Raw genomic sequence first — 16,007 nt, 5'->3', positions numbered from 1 at the left:
TGGGAGCATGCCTGTCCATCCGTTGCTTGCCAGCCGCTTCAGCCCGTTGTTGTTCGACCCCGCGCGGACCGTCACGGAGGACGACGTCGACGTCCTCCTCGAAGCCGCCCGCTGGGCGCCGTCCGCGGGGAACTCGCAGCCCTGGGCGTACTTCGTGGCGCGCCGCGACGAGCCCGAGCACAAGCGGATCGTCCGCCACCTGGCGCGCAGTTCGGCCCGCTGGGCGCCGACCGCGTCGTTGCTGGTCGTCACGATGGCGCACCGGTACGTCGAGGACACCGACTGGGCATACTCCGACTTCGCCGACTACGACCTCGGCCAGTCCGTCGCCCACCTCACGCTGCAGGCCCACGCGATGGGGCTGGCCTGCCGCCAGTTCCGCGCGTTCGACCTCGAAGCCCTCACCGCCGATCTGAACCCCGGTCCCGGCTGGCACGTCGTCTCGATGATCGCCGTCGGAACCCCGGCCGAGGACCGCCCCGCCGACCGCGACCGACGCAGTACGGCGGACCTCCGCAGCGCGCCCTGGGACTAGGCGCCCTGGAACTAGGCGGTTTGGGACAGGGCGACGGACAGGCCGAGGGTCACGGCCATCACAAGGAGTTCGACGCCGACGACCCGCCAGAACGGGTTGCCGCGCTCCAGCAGGTCGCCGCGCGAGCGGGCGCGGTGGAGGCCGGCCAGGACGATCAGGAGGACGAAGGCGATCACCTTCACGATCAGCACGGTGCCGTACGCGTCGTGGATGAGCTCGTCGAGGACCGAGCCCCAGCCGCCGCCCTTCGCGGCCAGGCGGCCGGCGGCGCTGAGCAGGCCGCTCAGGAGGACGGCGACGGCCGAGATGACCGCGACCTGGCCGTACCGCTCCAGCACGATCGGCAGCCCGCTCCGGCTGGCCCGGCCGTACCGTACGAGGCCCGCGAGTCCGCCGACCCAGGTCGTCGCCGCGATCACGTGGATCACCAGGGCGGCGCCGGCGAGGACGACGTACGACTCGTTCCTCGGGTACGCCGTGACCGCGGTCGGGACGAGTGCCGCGATCGCGACCAGTACGCCGAGGCCTGCCGCCGAGGAGGTCTGCACGCGGCGGATCCCGATCGCCAGCGCGAGCACGAGGATGCCGGTGATCAGCAGCGACTTCACCTCGGGTACGCCGAGGGCGTCGTCGACCCGGAGCCGCAGCAGCCGGACCGGGGTGTTGAGCAGCAGCGCCGCCGTCACGATCGCACCGGCGAACGCGCAGACCGCCCAGATCAGCGCCGCGTTGCTCGCGTCCCGGACCGCGCGCCGCCCCTGGACGCCGAGCGGCCCGCCCTCGATCCGCAGCAGGACGACGGCCGCGAGCAGCGCGCCCGCGCAACCCACCGTGGCCAGTGTCGAGACGAGCCGGAGCAGCGGCTGCAACCAGGACACGAACGCGCCAGGGCCGCCGATGCCGCCGGCGTTCCCCGGCTGGCTGTCGGCCAGGTACAGCGCCAGCACCAGCGCGGCGGACGCGACGAGGACGGCACCGACGCCACCGATGACCAGGCGTCCGGGCATGCGGTGCCGGGCGGCGCGGGTCGCGCGGGTCGCGGTCACCGGAGGATGTGGTCGTGGGCACCAGTCAGCACCCGGCTCACTATAGGGTCAGCCGGAGGTGGGCAGCCCAGTCTGACACCATCTCGTGACCGGGCTCCCAGGAATCGGTGACCGGACCGAGATCTAGTTACTTCGGAGAGTGGTCACTCGGGGTCTTCGTCAGGTCCTTCGGCTCCGAAGTCGTCGGCGCTGCATCGCCATCCGGGGACGGCGAGTCGGCCGGACTCGCTGGGTCGCCTGACGGTGCTGGGTCGTCCGCACCATCGCGGTCCACGTCGATCCGCTTCAGCTGCTTGGCCATGCTGCGCCACAGCAGGAACGTGGCGGCACCGAGCGCCAGCACGATCAGCAGCGCGACCCAGCCCGGCTTCACCACGTTGGGGTCGATCTCGGCCGTCTGAAGGGAGATCATCGCTGTCACGCCACCATTCTCTCATTGTCCGGGCCGCCCGTCAGCGCAGCCCCGCGAACAGGTCGTTCTCAGGCAGCTCCGACTCGACCAGACTCCGCGCCAGCTCGTAGTCCTCGGTCGGCCAGGCCGCCTGGTGCACTTCGAGCGGTACGGCGAACCAGGCGCCGTCCGGGTCGATCTGGGTGGCGTGCGCGAGCAGCGCCTGGTCCCGGACCGGGAAGTACTCCGCGCACTCGACCCGGGTGGTGATCCGGCGCTCGTTCTCCGGGTCCGGCTTCCAGTCCTTCAGCCGCTCGGCGTACGGCGACTCCAGGCCGCGCTCGACCATCGCGTCGTGCAGCGCCTTCATCCGCTCGTAGTGGAACGTGTGGTGGTAGTACAGCTTCAGCGGCTGCCACGGCTCGCCGAGCTCCGGGTACGCGTCCTTGTCACCGGCCGCCTCGAACGCCGCCACGGTGATCTGGTGGCACATCACGTGGTCCGGGTGCGGGTACCCGCCGTTTTCGTCGTACGTCGTGACCACCTGCGGGCGGAACTCGCGGATCAGCTTCACCAGCGGGGCGGCGGCGTCCTCCACCTTCAGCGCCCCGAAGCAGCCCTCGGGCAGCGGCGGCAGCGGGTCGCCCTCGGGGAACCCGGAGTCCACCCAGCCCAGCCACTCCTGCCGGATGCCGAGGATCTCGCGCGCGCTGTCCATCTCCTTGCGCCGGATCTCGGTGATGTTCGCCAGGACTTCCGGGCGGTCCATCTTCGGATTCAGGATCGATCCGCGTTCGCCGCCGGTACAGGTGGCGACCAGCACCTCGACGCCTTCGGCGACGTACCGGGCGGTCGATGCGGCTCCCTTGCTCGACTCGTCGTCCGGGTGGGCGTGTACATGCAACAACCGAAGATCTCCACTCACAAGACACAATGGTCCTCCAAGCCCACGCAAAACCCACGACCGACCCCCTGGACGACCTGTGACCGAGTCAGCTGCAGCCACCCCGACCTCCGACCTGAACGCGCGGTACGGGCGTGGCGGGCGGTCCCGTCGTCTGCTGCTGATCGGCGTCCTGGGCGTCGTCGTACTCGCCGGGCTGATCTGGCTGGTGTGGGTCGCCTGGGTGCAGTCGAACCCGCCGGTCCGGTCCGAGCTGCAGGGCTTCACGATCGTCTCGCCGACCAGCGCGACGGCCACCATGACGGTCGACCGGAGCAAGTCCGTCGAGGCGAGCTGCCGGCTGCAGGCGAAGGCCGCGGACTTCTCGATCGTCGGGGAGGTGACCGTCACGGTCCCGGCCGATTCGGCCCGCCACCAGACCCTGCCGGTGACGTTGACAACGCAACGCTCGGCGACCTCGGTGGTGCTCGTCGGCTGTACGACGGCGGACCAGCACCGGCCGCGCTGACACCGAACCCGCTGCCGCGCAGCGGACTGCCGCCGGGTCCTGTTCGCGCTTGGAGAAACCGAGGTAGCAAACGTTTTCCAAGCGTTGGTGACCGGTCAGAACCCCTGCGTGATCGGCGGTCTCTTGCTACGCTCGTTTGATTGGTCGCCGTCGACGACGGCGGCCAGCAGTATTTTCCTGCCCATCCACCGACACAAGGAGCAGCCCGTGACGCAGAAGATCGACGAGGACAGCGTTGTCTGGCTGACGCAGGACGGTTACGACCAGCTGAAGTCCGAGCTCGAGCACCTCAAGGGCCCTGCCCGTGCCGAGATCACCCAGCGGATCAGCGAGGCCAGGGACGAGGGCGACCTCAAGGAGAACGGCGGCTACCACGCCGCCAAGGACGAGCAGGGCAAGATCGAGGCGCGCATCCGGCAGCTGGAGGACATGCTCCGCCGTGCCCGGGTCGGCGAGACCCCGAAGGCGGGCGGCAAGGTCGAGCCCGGCATGAAGGTGTCGATCAAGTTCGCCGGCGACGACGACGTCGAGACGTTCCTGCTCGGTTCCCGCGAGTTGCTCGCGCTGGACGCGTCGGTCGACATCGACGTCTACTCTCCGCAGTCCCCGCTCGGCGCCGCCATTCTGGGCAAGAAGAAGGGCGACAAGGCCACCTACGAGGCCCCGAACGGGAAGCCCGTCACGGTCGAGATCGTCGCCGCGGAACCGTTCACCGGCTGACCCACCAAGCTCCCGAAGCGCCCCGGTGGACAGCCCCACCGGGGCGCTTCGCATTGGGGGAGCACGGCTCGCCCGGACCCGCGGGCCGGGGTCAGCCGATCGGGATCCGGTACGTGCCGGCGTTCCCGAGTCCGGCGTACAGCCATTTCCCGTCGGAGCTGACCGCGAGCGCCCGGGCGTCCGTGGTCGGCAGTCCGGCGCCGATGCTGTGCCAACTGCGGCCGTGGTCGGTCGATTCGAGGACGCCACGACCCGCGACCGGCACACCCCAGAAGGTGTCGGCGCCCGCGGCGTACCACGCCTTGCCGGTGACAACGACGTCACCGATCGAGGTCGGCACGCCGCCGAGGCCGGCAGTCGTCCAGCGGCCGTCCTTCGTACTGACGTTGATCGCGTCGCCGGCCGCGATCAGGTAGCGGCCGGTACGGCGGATCGTGCTGACCCGGCCGTCCAGGACCTTTGTGGCGGTCGCGCCGCCGTCGGTCGAGCGGAACAGCCCGTCGGGGCCGCCGAGCAGCAGCCGTCCGGCGTCGTCGGTGTTGATCGCCTCGACGTAGTACGACGTGTAGATGTTCTTCCAGGTCTGGCCGCCGTCCTTGGTGACCCGGATACCGGTGGCGCCGTCGTTCGGGCGCTTGAACCCGGCGATCACGTGCGCCGGGTCGTCGGGGTCGGCCCACAGCGCGGTCGGCTGGTTCTCGGTGTCGCTCAGGGTCGTCCACGTCGTACCGGCGTCGTCGCTGCGGTCGAGCCGGCTGCCTCCGAACGCGGTCCTGCCCAGCCGCCAGACGACGTCGCCGCTCGACGCGAGGTACCGCGTGCCGGCACCGACCATCCCCTCGCCTTCGCCCACGCCCCAGTCCTTGCCGGTGGCGTCGACGGGGCTGCTGTAGACACCGGTCTCGGTCGCCGCGAGCATCCGGTCGCCGACCGGGAGCAGGTCGTCGACGGTCGCCGCCGACAGCCCGATCCGCTGGAAGCCGTCGGTGCCGAGGCGGTAGATGCCGGCCGAGTTGGCGATCGTGTCGCCCGCGGCCCAGACGTCGAAGTCGGTGACGACCCCGTTCCGGTTCGGCGTCTGCACCTCGCGCCAGGTCGCGCCGCGGTCCTCCGACAGGAAGCCGGTGCCATTGTCGGTGGCGTAGATCGACGTACCCGAGGCCTGCACGCTCTCGTGGAAGTTGCCCGCATGCACGGTCTTCCACGTCGTACCGTCGGTGCTCGCGACGGCGCCCTGGAGCCAGACGTTCGCGGCGAGTACGCCGTCGCCCGCGGACAGCGAGGTGACGAAGACCGTCGTGGTGGCGGAGTACGAGAGCGTGACGGCGCCCGGTGCGCCGCCGGACATCGGCGTCGACCAGATCTTCCGGCCGTCGGTCAGGTAGAGCTTGCCGCCCAGTACGGCGGCGTACTGCACGTCACCGCTGATCCCCGTGGGGTGCGACGACCAGGTCGTGCCGTCGTCGGTGCTGGACAGCAGCGAGGTCGGCGTGACCGCGACGACGGCGCCGTCAGGCATCGTGAACAGGCCGAGGATCTGGGCGTTGTCGAGGTGCTGCGGTTTCCAGGTGGCGCCTTGGTCGTCGGTACGGACGATGGTGCCGCAGCCGCCGACGCATTCGTTGACGGCGTACCAGAACCGCTTCGAGTCGGTGCGGTCGAACGTCACGTAGCCCCGGCCCAGACTTCCGCTGAGCGGTGCGCCTGGACGCGGATTCCACGTCTTGCCCGCGTCCGTGCTCACCCACGGAAGGGTGGAGCCGGAGACCGTTGCCACCGCGACATCACCTTGTGGCGAAGGGGTTACGTCGCCTCCTTGACTGTTCGGACCAGTGGCGGACCACTTGGTTGTCGAGGACGCACCCGGTACTTCGAAGGACGTGCTGCCGATCAGGTTCACGCCCGAGGCCGTCGTACCCGTGGAGGTCACGTGGTACAGACCTGGGACGAGGCCCGTCAGCGGGGCGCCTGCCCAGCCGGGGCCGCGGCTCTGGAGGGTGATGGGCTGCGTCTTGCCGTCCGGGCCGGTCAGGTTCGCCTTGGGTGTGCCCTGGAACGGGAGCGGTGCGACGACGTCGAGGCTCGGGACGGAGCCGAGCGTGACGTAGACGCCCATCGGCCGGGCCGCCAGCAGGTACGGCACGGTGACCGCGCCGCCGGTGAACGAGGCGATCAGATCGCCCTCGAGGTTCGTGCTCTTCGTCGGTACGTCGGCCGTGAGCGTGACCTTGACGGTGCGCGACTCACCGGCCGCGAGCGACACGGTGGCCGGCTGGAGCTTCACGCCCTTCGCGTTGAGGTGTACGACGAGCCGGCTCGTGCCGGTGTTGTGCAGGGTGATCGCCTTCGACGCGGAGACCGACTTGCCGTCGAGGTCGGCGAGGCCGAAGGACAGGCTGGTCGGGCTGGTCTCGAGCGGGGACTTCAGCGCCGACGCCAGGTTCATCCGGCCGGCGCCGTCGGTGGTCGGCGGTACGTCGGGGAGCGGGTCGGAGGCGCCGATCAGCGCCGACCGGATCTCCGCGACCGGCTTGTCCGGGTACCGCTGGCGCATGACCGCGGCCGCACCGGCAACCGCGGGACTGGCCATCGACGTACCGGACATCGCGGCGTACCCGGACGGGTCGAGCGCCTTGGGGACGGTCGAGACCACGTCGACGCCAGGTGCGGACACGTCGGGCTTGAGGCGGAACGTGCCGTCGTTGACGGGGCCGCGGGCGGAGAACGGCGCGATCTCGCCGCTGACGTCCTTGCCGAGGATCGTGACGTCGCGGCCGGCGGCGGCAGCGAGTTCGGCGTACTGGGTGTCGTCCATGCCGAGGACGACCAGGGACTTCATCCGGAGGCTGTCGTCGACCGACAGGTGGCCGGGTTCGGGGACCGAACTGATGCCGATGCCGCCGGAGCTCGGCTGGCCGATCAGTACGGCGATGGCGCCGGCGTCCTGGATGCGCTGGATCGCGGCGCGGTCCATGAAGTCGGCGTACTCGGCGGTGGGACCGGCGAACCCGTTCATCAGCGCGACCTTGCCGTGCAGGTCGCCGACCTCCTCCGGCGAGGCGTAGCCGACGTCGACGAGGGTGCCGGTGACGGGCTTGGCCGGGGCGCCCGCGGTGAGCGGGGTTTCGAAGGTCTGGAGCGGTTCGGTGCCCATGCGTGCCGAGCCGACGCGGCGGTTGCCTTGGGTGGCGCCGACGGCGATCACGCCGGGGGCTACCGCGGGGCTGGCGACCGACGAGGCCCCCGGTCCCGCGTTGCCGGCGGAGGCGACCACGATCACGCCCGCATCCGCGGCTGCCTGAGCCGCCGCGGTCACCGGGTCGTCGCCGGATCCGCCGTCGACTCCGATGCTCAGGTTGACGACGTCCGCGGGGTGCGGGCCCGCCGGGTCGACGGCGGCGTCGATGGCCGCGACGATGTCCGAGCTGGAGCCGGAGCCGTTCGCGTCCAGGGCCTTGTAGGCGGTGATCTCCGCGCCCGGCGCGGCACCTGTCATCTCACCGTCGGCCGCGATGATCCCGGCCACATGGGTCCCGTGCCCGTTGTCGTCCATCGGGTCGGCATCCCCGTTCACAAAGTCGTAGCCCCCGACAACCTTGTGACCTTCCCCGAACCCACCACCCAGATCCGGATGGCTGTAGTCGACCCCGGTATCGACAACAGCAACCGTCACGCCGGCGCCATCGTTTGCTGCGGCCGATGACTTGGTGGCTGCTTGGGTGGCTACTACTGAATCGGCTGCCATCGCGTGCACCGGGAGGTCGGGGACGACGCGGGCCACGCCTGGGAGGTGTTCGAGCGTAGGCAGCTCGGACGCCGGGACTGTGGCGGCAACGGCGTTCAGGACTGTGGTGAAGCGTTTGTGGACGTCGAGCTTGAGGCCTGCGGTTCGGGCGGCGGCCAGTACGCCGTCCTGGGTCTGGCGGAGCTGCTGGTGTTTGCCAGCGGCGGCTCGGGCGCCCGCGGGCTCGGCCAGGTCCGCGCCTACCGCGGCTGGCGGGGTGTCGAAGACGACGATGACGTCACGAGCGGCGGCGGACGGGGCTGCGGCGGCGGGTGGGAGGCCCGCGGACGCCAGCAGAGTGACCGCGAGGCAACCGGCGGTGACGGCGCCGGTCAGGTTCGTGGTGCGCGCTGTGAAATGCATAGCGGGTATTGAAGCCGCGTTCCCCGTGGCAGCGCACCGGTTTGTGCTGGCGCGTAGCGGCCAGTGGCCCAGATGAGCCATCATCGACCGATGGCCGACGAGAAGCTGAAAGCCGCCGGGATCGGCGCCTTCGACGAGCGTGTGTACCGCGTTCTCCTGACCCGTACGTCGGCCACCGCGGCCGAGCTGATGCCCGACCTCGGCGATTCCCAGGCCCGCGTCACCAAGGCCCTCGGCCGCCTCCACGACCTCGGCCTGGTCGGCCAGCTCGCCGGCGAGGGCAAGCGCTTCGCCGCGATCGACCCGGCGAGCGGCGTCGAGGCTCTCGTCCGCGACCAGGAACGCGCCCTCGAACTGGTCCGTGTCGCCGCTCGCGAGCTCGGCGAGCTGTACCGCCACGGCGCCGGCGGCCGGCAGGGCGACGAGATCGAGATCGTGCACGGCCCCGAGGCGCTCGGGCGGCGCTTCGTCCAGCTGCAGCAGGAGACGTCCGAGGAGTTCATGGCCCTCGACCGCCCGCCGTACGTGCTGGCCACCGAGAACCCGGTCGAGGAGCGGGCCATCGACCGCGGCGTCCGCTACCGGGTCGTGTACTCCCCCGAGGCGCTCGCGCATCCGATCGTCGGCAAGGACATCCAGCGCCTCGTCCGCGCGGGCGAGGACGCGCGGATGCTGACCGGCGTACGGATCAAGCTCGCGATCGCCGACCGTTCCACCGCGCTGCTCCCGCTGTCGCTCGACGTCGGCGACGGTCTGCGAGCGGCGGTCGTGCACCAGAGCACGCTGCTCGACGCGCTCGTCGACTACTGGGAGCTGTGCTGGCAGCAGGCGATCCCGTTCGGCGCGGAGGCGTCCGGGGACCTGACCGAGGACGACCGCGCGCTGCTGACCCTGCTGGTCGCAGGCCTCAAGGACGACGCGATCGCCCGCCAGCTCGGCTGGTCACTGCGCACGATGCGCCGCCGGGTACGTCGCCTGCACGAACTGACCGGCACCTCCAACCGCTTCCAGGCGGGCGCCGTCGCGATGCGTCGCGGATGGCTCTGAAACTTCTTTGAGCCTGAAGTTGAGCGATAGTGACTCAACTTTCTTGATACTTGAGTCGACAGGGCTCAAGTTACATGCCTACGGTCCAGGACATGGGCATTCTGAGGCATCCCGACTTCCGGCGGCTCTGGCTCGCCGATCTGCTCAGCCAGCTCGGTAGCCGGCTGACGATGTTCGCCGTACCGCTGCTCGCAGTGCTGACGCTGGACGCGACGACGTTCCAGGTCTCACTCCTGCGGACCTGTGAGACCGCGGCCTGGCTGCTGCTCGGGTTGTTCGCCGGCGCGTGGGTCGACCGGGTCCGCTGCCTGCCGGTACTGATCGCCGCGGACCTCGGCCGTGCCGTCCTGTTCGGGTCGATCCCGGTGGCGGCGGCATTCGGCGTACTGAGCCTCCCGCAGCTGTACGTCGTACTCGCGCTGGCCGGCGTGCTGACCGTACTGTTCGACGTTGCCCACAGCACCTATCCGCCGCGGCTGCTGAACACCGACCAGCTCCTCCCGGGCAACGCGAAGCTCGCCGCCAACCACTCAGTCGCGGCTGTGATCGGCGCCGGAGCGGGCGGGATCCTCGTGCAGTGGATCGGCGCCGCGGTCACGATCGGCCTGGATGCGCTGAGCTTCGTCTGGTCGGCGATCTGGCTCCGCAGCATCCGTTACCCCGAGCCCGCGCCGGTCAAGCCCGAACGCCCGCACCTGCGCCGCGAGATCCGCGACGGCCTGCGGTACGTCTTCAAGCACCCGCTGCTCCGGCCGATCGCACTCAACCAGACCACGACAATGTTGTTCCAGTCCGCGAACGGCGCGGTGATGGTGGTGTTCCTGGTCCGCCAACTGCACCTGCGACCGAGCACGAACGGCGTCCTCAGCATGCTCGGCCTACTCGGCGCGATCGTCGCATCGGTCGTCACTGAGCGGCTCAGCACCCGGCTCGGTGACGCCCGCGCTTTGTTGCTCTCGACAACAGGTATCGGTGTCGCGTTCGTCCTGCAGGCACTGACGAACCGCGGCTGGCAACTAGCCTGGTACGTCCTCGCAACCCTGCTCGCCGGCTTCTCGATCATCGTCGCGTACATCCTCGGCGCAAGCACCCGCCAACGCGTCTGCCCACCCGACCTCCAAGGCCGCGTCAGCGCCACCATGAGCTTCGTCTCCTGGGGCGCCACTCCCCTGGGCAGCCTCCTCGGCGGCATCCTCGGCACAACCCTCGGCCTCCGCCCAACCCTCTACACCGCCGGCTTCGCAACCCTGGCCGGCACATCGTTCCTGTACTTCTCCCCGCTCCGGACTCAGAAGGACTTGGCCGACATCCTCGCCGCGCACTGACGGTTGTCCACAGGCTCCGGATTCGTCGCGCCCGAGCGGACCGAAACGCCATATCTTGTCCGGCAAAGCCACACATCATCAGAACAACGATCGAGAGGGGTGCGCCATCGATCTGCCAGCCGACGACCCGCAGGTTCCCGCACAGGAGCGGTCGGTCGTCCTCCGGACAATTCTGACCGAGCTCGAGAACCTCGAGCATCCGGTCACGGTGCTGCCCGAGCACCGGCAGTCAGAGCTCGGGAGTTCCGCAGCCGATTTCGTCGTCGACGGCCAGAGCCTGCGCGTCCTGGTCAAGGTCGTCTGGGACAACCCGCCGACGGAGGTCCTGCGGGCCGGCACCGAACTGCTGAACACGACAGTCGAGGCCGACGCGGTGATCCTCTGCCGGCCGAGCCCGCCGTTTCCCTGCGTTGTGATCGACGCTTACCAACTGCCCGGTCGTCTGGACATCTCGGTGGGAGGGACCACCGAGCGCGTGTCGGCCACGCCGTACGAATCGGTACGGCGAGCCGTCCAGGAACTGCTCGCTCCGGCATACCACGACTGGTCGGACCTTCCGCGAGCATCGATCGCAGTCGGGCTCAGCGAGCTGATCGATCCACAGAACATCGGCGAGATCGCCGCATCCAAAGCGCGAGCGACCCGCGGGAGGAAGGTGCAACTGGAGGCGAAGAAGGCCGCCTACGGCTCGTTGGACGATCACATCGAAGACTGGGTCGCGCAGCGTGTGACAGCGGCCCTTGCGGGCAACTGGAGCGCCGATCAACTCGCCCACGATCTGAACGACATCACCGGTGGCGTCGATGATTAGTCGCGTACGGCTACAGAACTGGAAGGCTTTCGACAGCCTCGACCTCCAACTGTTCGGCGGGACGACGTTCCTCGTAGCGCGGAACGGAACGGGAAAGACCTCACTCCTGGAATCGATCGCTTGGGCCTTGCTCGGGTCGGTGTCGGGGATCGACGCCGACAAAGCCAGGCGCGGCGACGGACCCTGCCGGGTGACGCTGGACCTCGAGCTGCCCAGCCGCGGACCGGTGACCGTCACCCGTTCGATGACCGCGGCGACAAAAGCACGCAAGCCCAGGAGCACAGTCGAGTTCCACACCGCGGACGGGTCCGGCACCGGCGATGACGATTGGGCGCACCTGATCACCGCCACGCTGGGTGCCCCTCCCGGGCTGTTGAGCCGACTGCTCGTAGGCTCCGACGACGCCATCTGGCGGGAACAAGATCGACCGATCGGCATCGACCTGACCACGGAGGTCTCCCGCCTGCTCCGGCTCGACGTCCTGACGGATGTTCAGCGCGCGGCCCGCAGCGAAGCCAGAGCGTCCGAGCGCCAGGCGCGAGAGGCCAAGAAGATCGACGCTGAGGCGATCGACGCCGCACAGACGGCGTTGATCACTGCCGAGAGCGAGTACGAGGTCGCCGCCGAGCGACTGCGGCAGGTCGAGGTCGAGCTCGCGGCCCGGGAGAAACGAGCCACGATCGAGCAGCAACGAACCGAGTGGAAGGCAGGTGCGGACGCCGTCCGAGCGCGTCACAACGAGGCGGCTGCGGGCGTGGTCCGAATTGCACAGCAGGAAGGCGAGTCGCTTCCGTCGAGGCAGCTGACGCTCACGATGGTCGACGAGATGGGCAAGCGGCTACGGTCGCAGTGGGACGAGCTCGTCCAGAGCGCTGCCCGCGGTCGCGCCATGGCCACAGTGTCCGCGGAGCAGCTACGTCTTCTCCATCCCGGCGACGACTGCCCGGTGTGTCTTCGGCAGCTCGATGCAAGCGCCGCGGAGAAGGCTGCCGAGGGACACCGCGGGGAGATCCGACGGCTGGAGCGGGAGGCGTCCGTGCTCGAAGCGCAGACGGCATCCCTGGGCTCGCACCTGGAGAAGCTTCGCGAGTTCCGTGTGACTCTCTCGGAGCCGTTGCCCGCTCCATTGGCCGTCACGGACGAGCCTGCCGATCCGGCCTCTCCAGAGCTCGCCTCGTACTCTGACCAACGCCTGGCCGAGCTGCTCGGCGACCTACAGGTGCGATGCGAGGTTCTCCGGGACCGGCTCGGTGTCGCACGCAGCGAGGAACAACGGCTGCAGGTTCAGAACCGAATGTTCGAGGTTGCTGTCAGGAGCTATCGGCGACAGGCCTACGCGACGGTTCTGGGAGACACCGTCGACGCGGTCGCCGGGGACCTGACCTCACGTGGCGCGGATCCGCTGGTCAGACTGATCCGCGGTCATTGGAAGCAGTTGCCAGGCGGTGACAGTCTCACCGTCTCGCGCGACGGCACGATCCAAGCCGCGCGAGGAGACAAGACGGTCGACTATCACTCGCTGTCCGGAGGTGAGAAGGCCCAGTCGCTGCTGGTGTACAAGGTGGCGGCACTGAAGGCGCTCACCACGGCCCCGCTGATGCTGCTGGACGAGCCGCTCGAACATCTCGATCCGAGGAACCGCTGGACGATCGGCCGCATGCTCACCGATCTGACGTCGCAAAGCGTTCTGGACCAGCTGCTCGTCACAACCTACGAGGAGTCCTTGGCGCGCAGGCTGGCACTCCACGGTGATCGCGAGTCCGTTCGTGTCCTGCCCATCGACGCAGCGTAGGAACGCCATGACCGTCCGGGTGGCAAGAGAATCACGAAGCCTGCCACCCGGAGATCGTTCCGTGCGAATCAGTCCCTCAGTCGGAGGTGATCTGAGCTGTGCCTACGAGGACCTCTACGTCGAGGGCGGCGCGGCCGCGGCCGATTTCCACGTCCTTGGACTGGCCGGAGACGGCGCCGGCCCAGGTGACGCGGCCGAGTTGGGCCTCGGTGTGGACGTGCACGTCGGAGCCGCGGCGGAGGGCGACGTTCGCCGTGCCGGACTCGACGCGGACGCGGGAGCGGCCCTTGGTGAGCTGGGCGTCCAGGGTCGCCGAGCCGGCCTGGACGAGTACGTCGATGGGGCCGTCGACGTCGGCGACCTTCGCGGTGCCGGCCGTGACGCGGACCTTGGTCAGGCCGGGGAGGCGCTCGGCGTTCACGCTGCCGCCGGTCACCTCGACCTCGACCTCGAGGTGCGGGTTGACGCGGATCGACAGCTCCTTGGCGAGGCCGTTCACGTGGGCCTTCAGGTCGGTCGGGTTGCGCAGCATGCTGAACCCGTCGATCGAGACGCCCATGTCGCCCTCGCTGCTGATCGCGAGCGTGTCGCCGTCGCGCTTGATCACGTGCGGCCCGTCCACCGCGACGCCGTTCACCGCCGGCTCACCGATCAGCCGCACCCGGCGCCCGATCGCCCGCACGGTCACGCGCTGCACCCCGGACGGGATCGGCACGTTGCTGTGCTCCTCTTCGGCAGGCGCCTCGTCGGCCTCATCCGGTACGACGTCCTGCACGGACGAAGGCTCCGCGGCGTGCCGGGCGCCCGGCTCCCCGACCGGCGCGACGGTGGGCTCGGCGGTCGGCTCGGCGGTCGGCTCGGCAGCAGGCCCGGCGGTGGGCTCGGAGGCAGGCTCGGTGGTGGGCTTGGTGGGCTCGGTGGTGGGCGAGTCGACGGCGTCGGCCCACACCTCCGGGGAGGCGGTGGAGTTGTCCTGTGTGTCCTCGGCAACCGGAGACGTGCCGGCCGTGGCTCCGGTGTCAGCCGTGCCGGCGGTCTTGAGGGCGGTGATCAGCGTGGCACCTTCCTCGGTGGAGAGGTGGCCCTTGGCGACGCGGTCCAGGATGTCTCTGACCTTCTCGTCGTAGCTCTGGTTGCTCATGCGTCCAGTGCAGCACCCCACCGGGTCGAAACCAATCGGGGAATCCCCCGAAAAGCAGTGGTGCGGACCCCCGAAGGAGTCCGCACCGTCCCGCTCTCTATCACTTCACAGCCCGGCGAGGGCTGGTTGTTGTCACGCCGCCGGCGTCATCTCCTCCGCCGCCAGCTCGTCCTGTACCGCGGCCAGCTCCGCCGCCTCGGCCTCCTCGGCCGCCCGGCGCGCCTTCAGCCCACGCAGACCGGTCAGCGCGATCACCAGACCGAGTGCCGCGATCCCGGTCACGACCCCGAGCCCGGACTTGTACGCCGACAGCACACCGGTGGTCGCGGTGACACCGACCGTCTGAGCGCTGATCACCGCGGTCACGATCGCCAGCACGACCGCGCCGCCGACCTGGTTCGACGTGTTGAACAGCCCCGACGCCAGCCCCTGCTCGTGGTCCGGGACCCCGGACACGGCCTGGATGTTCAGCGACGGGAACCCGAGCGCGAACCCGAGCCCGAGCAGCATGATCGTCGGGAACACGGTCGAGAAGTACGCCGACTCAGGCCCGATCCGCAGGCTCAGGGCGTACCCGGCGACGAACAACGCCATCGCGACGATGATCATCTTCTCGGTGCCGACCCGGTCGACGATCTTGCCGACGTTCGGCGACAGCGTGGCGACCAGCAGGCCGGCCGGGAGGAACCCGAGCGCGGTCTGGAACGACGACCAGCCGAGCAGGTTCTGCAGGTACATGGTGCCGATCAGCTGGAAGGCGACATACGAACCGAAGACGGTCAGGATGGCCAGGTTCGCGCGCCGCAGCGACGCGTTGCGCAGGATGCCGAGCCGGACGAGCGGGTGCTTGGTGCGCAACTCGATCGCAACGAAGGCGGCCAGCAGTACGACGGCCAGTACGAACAGTCCGATGGTCTGCACCGACACCCAGCCGGCGTGTTCGGCGCCGACGACCGCGTAAACCAGGGACAGCATGCCGCCGGTGACGGTGACCGCTCCCGGTACGTCGTACCCGCCGGCGGCGTTGTCCCGCGGGCTGTTCGGGATCAGCTTGAGGCCGAACAGCAGCACGATCAGTGCGACCGGGCCGGGCATCAGGAAGGTCCAGCGCCAGCCGACCTCGGTGAGCGCGCCGCCGAGGATCAGGCCCATCGAGAAGCCGCTGGCGGCGCAGGTGGTGAAGATGCTGAGGGCCCGGTTGCGATCCGGTCCCTCGTGGAAGGTGGTGGTGATGATCGAGAGCGCGGCCGGGGCGGTGAACGCCGCGGCGATGCCCTTCACGAACCGCGCCGCGATGAGCAGTTCGGGGTTGCTCGCCAGCGAGCTCAGCATCGAGACGACGGCGAAGACGGCCAGCGCGATCAGGAAGACCCGGCGCCGGCCGAGCAGGTCGGCGGTCCGGCCGCCGAGCAGCAGCAGACCGCCGTACCCGAGCACGTAGCCGGTCACGACCCACTGCAGAGAGGCAAGGGAGACGCCGAGGTCGGCGCCGATGGACGGCAGCGACATGCCGACCATCGACACGTCCAGGCCGTCGAGGAAGATCACGCCGCAGACCACCAGGAGTGCGCCCCAGAGACGGGCATCCCAGGTCATGCGGGCGGGAGATGTGGTTTGCGTAGTCACGAGAAGAGACTATT

Annotated in this window: 13 protein-coding genes; 7 read left to right on the top strand and 6 right to left on the bottom strand. The window is 69.6% G+C overall.

Annotation, left to right across the window (positions count from 1 at the left end; translation table 11 throughout):
• Nucleotides 1-7: 7 nt before the first annotated feature.
• Nucleotides 8-535, top strand: coding sequence for a nitroreductase family protein (locus tag ACFV9C_RS14460; protein WP_380193730.1), 528 nt, complete (start codon nucleotides 8-10; stop codon nucleotides 533-535).
• 11 nt (nucleotides 536-546) lie between these two features.
• On the opposite strand, the gene ACFV9C_RS14455 is transcribed toward ACFV9C_RS14460, so the two are convergent.
• The 3 genes from ACFV9C_RS14455 to mca form a co-directional block, all read right to left on the bottom strand.
• The gene (locus ACFV9C_RS14455; RefSeq protein ID WP_380193728.1) at nucleotides 547-1,581 is read right to left on the bottom strand and encodes a copper resistance D family protein; all 1,035 of its coding nucleotides are present in this window, start codon (nucleotides 1,579-1,581) and stop codon (nucleotides 547-549) included.
• Nucleotides 1,582-1,708: 127 nt separating this feature from the next.
• Nucleotides 1,709-2,002 (bottom strand): hypothetical protein, encoded by a 294-nt coding sequence (locus tag ACFV9C_RS14450; protein WP_380193727.1) that lies wholly within the window; start codon nucleotides 2,000-2,002, stop codon nucleotides 1,709-1,711.
• A gap of 31 nt (nucleotides 2,003-2,033) precedes the next feature.
• On the bottom strand, nucleotides 2,034-2,897 hold the full coding sequence (gene mca / locus ACFV9C_RS14445) for a mycothiol conjugate amidase Mca (protein WP_380193726.1): 864 nt from the start codon (nucleotides 2,895-2,897) through the stop codon (nucleotides 2,034-2,036).
• 58 nt (nucleotides 2,898-2,955) lie between these two features.
• Between mca and ACFV9C_RS14440 the strand changes: the two genes are divergently transcribed.
• Together ACFV9C_RS14440 and greA are read left to right on the top strand one after the other, a co-directional pair.
• Nucleotides 2,956-3,384, top strand: coding sequence for a DUF4307 domain-containing protein (locus ACFV9C_RS14440; protein WP_380193724.1), 429 nt, complete (start codon nucleotides 2,956-2,958; stop codon nucleotides 3,382-3,384).
• Between the two features lie 207 nt (nucleotides 3,385-3,591).
• Nucleotides 3,592-4,104: a transcription elongation factor GreA gene (greA, locus tag ACFV9C_RS14435; protein ID WP_380193722.1), complete on the top strand. Its 513-nt coding sequence runs from the start codon at nucleotides 3,592-3,594 to the stop codon at nucleotides 4,102-4,104.
• Nucleotides 4,105-4,195: 91 nt separating this feature from the next.
• Here the strand turns inward: greA and ACFV9C_RS14430 are convergent, their stop codons facing one another.
• A complete protein-coding gene (locus tag ACFV9C_RS14430; protein WP_380193720.1) occupies nucleotides 4,196-8,251 on the bottom strand; it encodes a S8 family serine peptidase in 4,056 nt (1,351 codons plus the stop codon).
• A gap of 90 nt (nucleotides 8,252-8,341) precedes the next feature.
• Between ACFV9C_RS14430 and ACFV9C_RS14425 the strand changes: the two genes are divergently transcribed.
• From ACFV9C_RS14425 to ACFV9C_RS14410, 4 genes are all read left to right on the top strand, one after another.
• Nucleotides 8,342-9,298 carry a TrmB family transcriptional regulator gene (locus ACFV9C_RS14425; RefSeq protein ID WP_380193719.1) on the top strand — a complete coding sequence of 319 codons (957 nt, stop codon included), beginning with the start codon at nucleotides 8,342-8,344 and terminating at the stop codon, nucleotides 9,296-9,298.
• Nucleotides 9,299-9,390: 92 nt separating this feature from the next.
• Complete coding sequence (locus ACFV9C_RS14420) at nucleotides 9,391-10,623, top strand: MFS transporter (RefSeq protein ID WP_380193717.1); 1,233 nt, start codon at nucleotides 9,391-9,393, stop codon at nucleotides 10,621-10,623.
• Nucleotides 10,624-10,678: 55 nt separating this feature from the next.
• Nucleotides 10,679-11,434 (top strand): hypothetical protein, encoded by a 756-nt coding sequence (locus ACFV9C_RS14415; protein WP_380193716.1) that lies wholly within the window; start codon nucleotides 10,679-10,681, stop codon nucleotides 11,432-11,434.
• Nucleotides 11,427-13,226: an AAA family ATPase gene (locus tag ACFV9C_RS14410; RefSeq protein WP_380193714.1), complete on the top strand. Its 1,800-nt coding sequence runs from the start codon at nucleotides 11,427-11,429 to the stop codon at nucleotides 13,224-13,226. Before ACFV9C_RS14415 ends, ACFV9C_RS14410 begins: the two co-directional genes overlap by 8 nt.
• A gap of 76 nt (nucleotides 13,227-13,302) precedes the next feature.
• On the opposite strand, the gene ACFV9C_RS14405 is transcribed toward ACFV9C_RS14410, so the two are convergent.
• A complete protein-coding gene (locus ACFV9C_RS14405) occupies nucleotides 13,303-14,367 on the bottom strand; it encodes a PT domain-containing protein (RefSeq protein ID WP_380193712.1) in 1,065 nt (354 codons plus the stop codon).
• 132 nt (nucleotides 14,368-14,499) lie between these two features.
• Nucleotides 14,500-15,993, bottom strand: coding sequence for an MFS transporter (locus ACFV9C_RS14400; protein WP_380193710.1), 1,494 nt, complete (start codon nucleotides 15,991-15,993; stop codon nucleotides 14,500-14,502).
• Nucleotides 15,994-16,007 lie beyond the last annotated feature (14 nt).

It is taken from the genome of Kribbella sp. NPDC059898 (assembly GCF_042730855.1).
Taxonomy (GTDB): Bacteria; Actinomycetota; Actinomycetes; order Propionibacteriales; family Kribbellaceae; genus Kribbella.
This window is presented reverse-complemented; position numbering and strand designations above follow the sequence as displayed.

Bases quoted from the DNA above. Each gene is read 5' to 3' on its own strand.
- ACFV9C_RS14430 (WP_380193720.1), bottom strand. From the start codon at position 8,251: ATGCATTTCACAGCGCGCACCACGAACCTGACCGGCGCCGTCACCGCC.
- ACFV9C_RS14405 (WP_380193712.1), bottom strand. From the start codon at position 14,367: ATGAGCAACCAGAGCTACGACGAGAAGGTCAGAGACATCCTGGACCGC.
- ACFV9C_RS14460 (WP_380193730.1), top strand. From the start codon at position 8: ATGCCTGTCCATCCGTTGCTTGCCAGCCGCTTCAGCCCGTTGTTGTTC.
- ACFV9C_RS14420 (WP_380193717.1), top strand. From the start codon at position 9,391: ATGGGCATTCTGAGGCATCCCGACTTCCGGCGGCTCTGGCTCGCCGAT.
- ACFV9C_RS14425 (WP_380193719.1), top strand. From the start codon at position 8,342: ATGGCCGACGAGAAGCTGAAAGCCGCCGGGATCGGCGCCTTCGACGAG.
- ACFV9C_RS14410 (WP_380193714.1), top strand. From the start codon at position 11,427: ATGATTAGTCGCGTACGGCTACAGAACTGGAAGGCTTTCGACAGCCTC.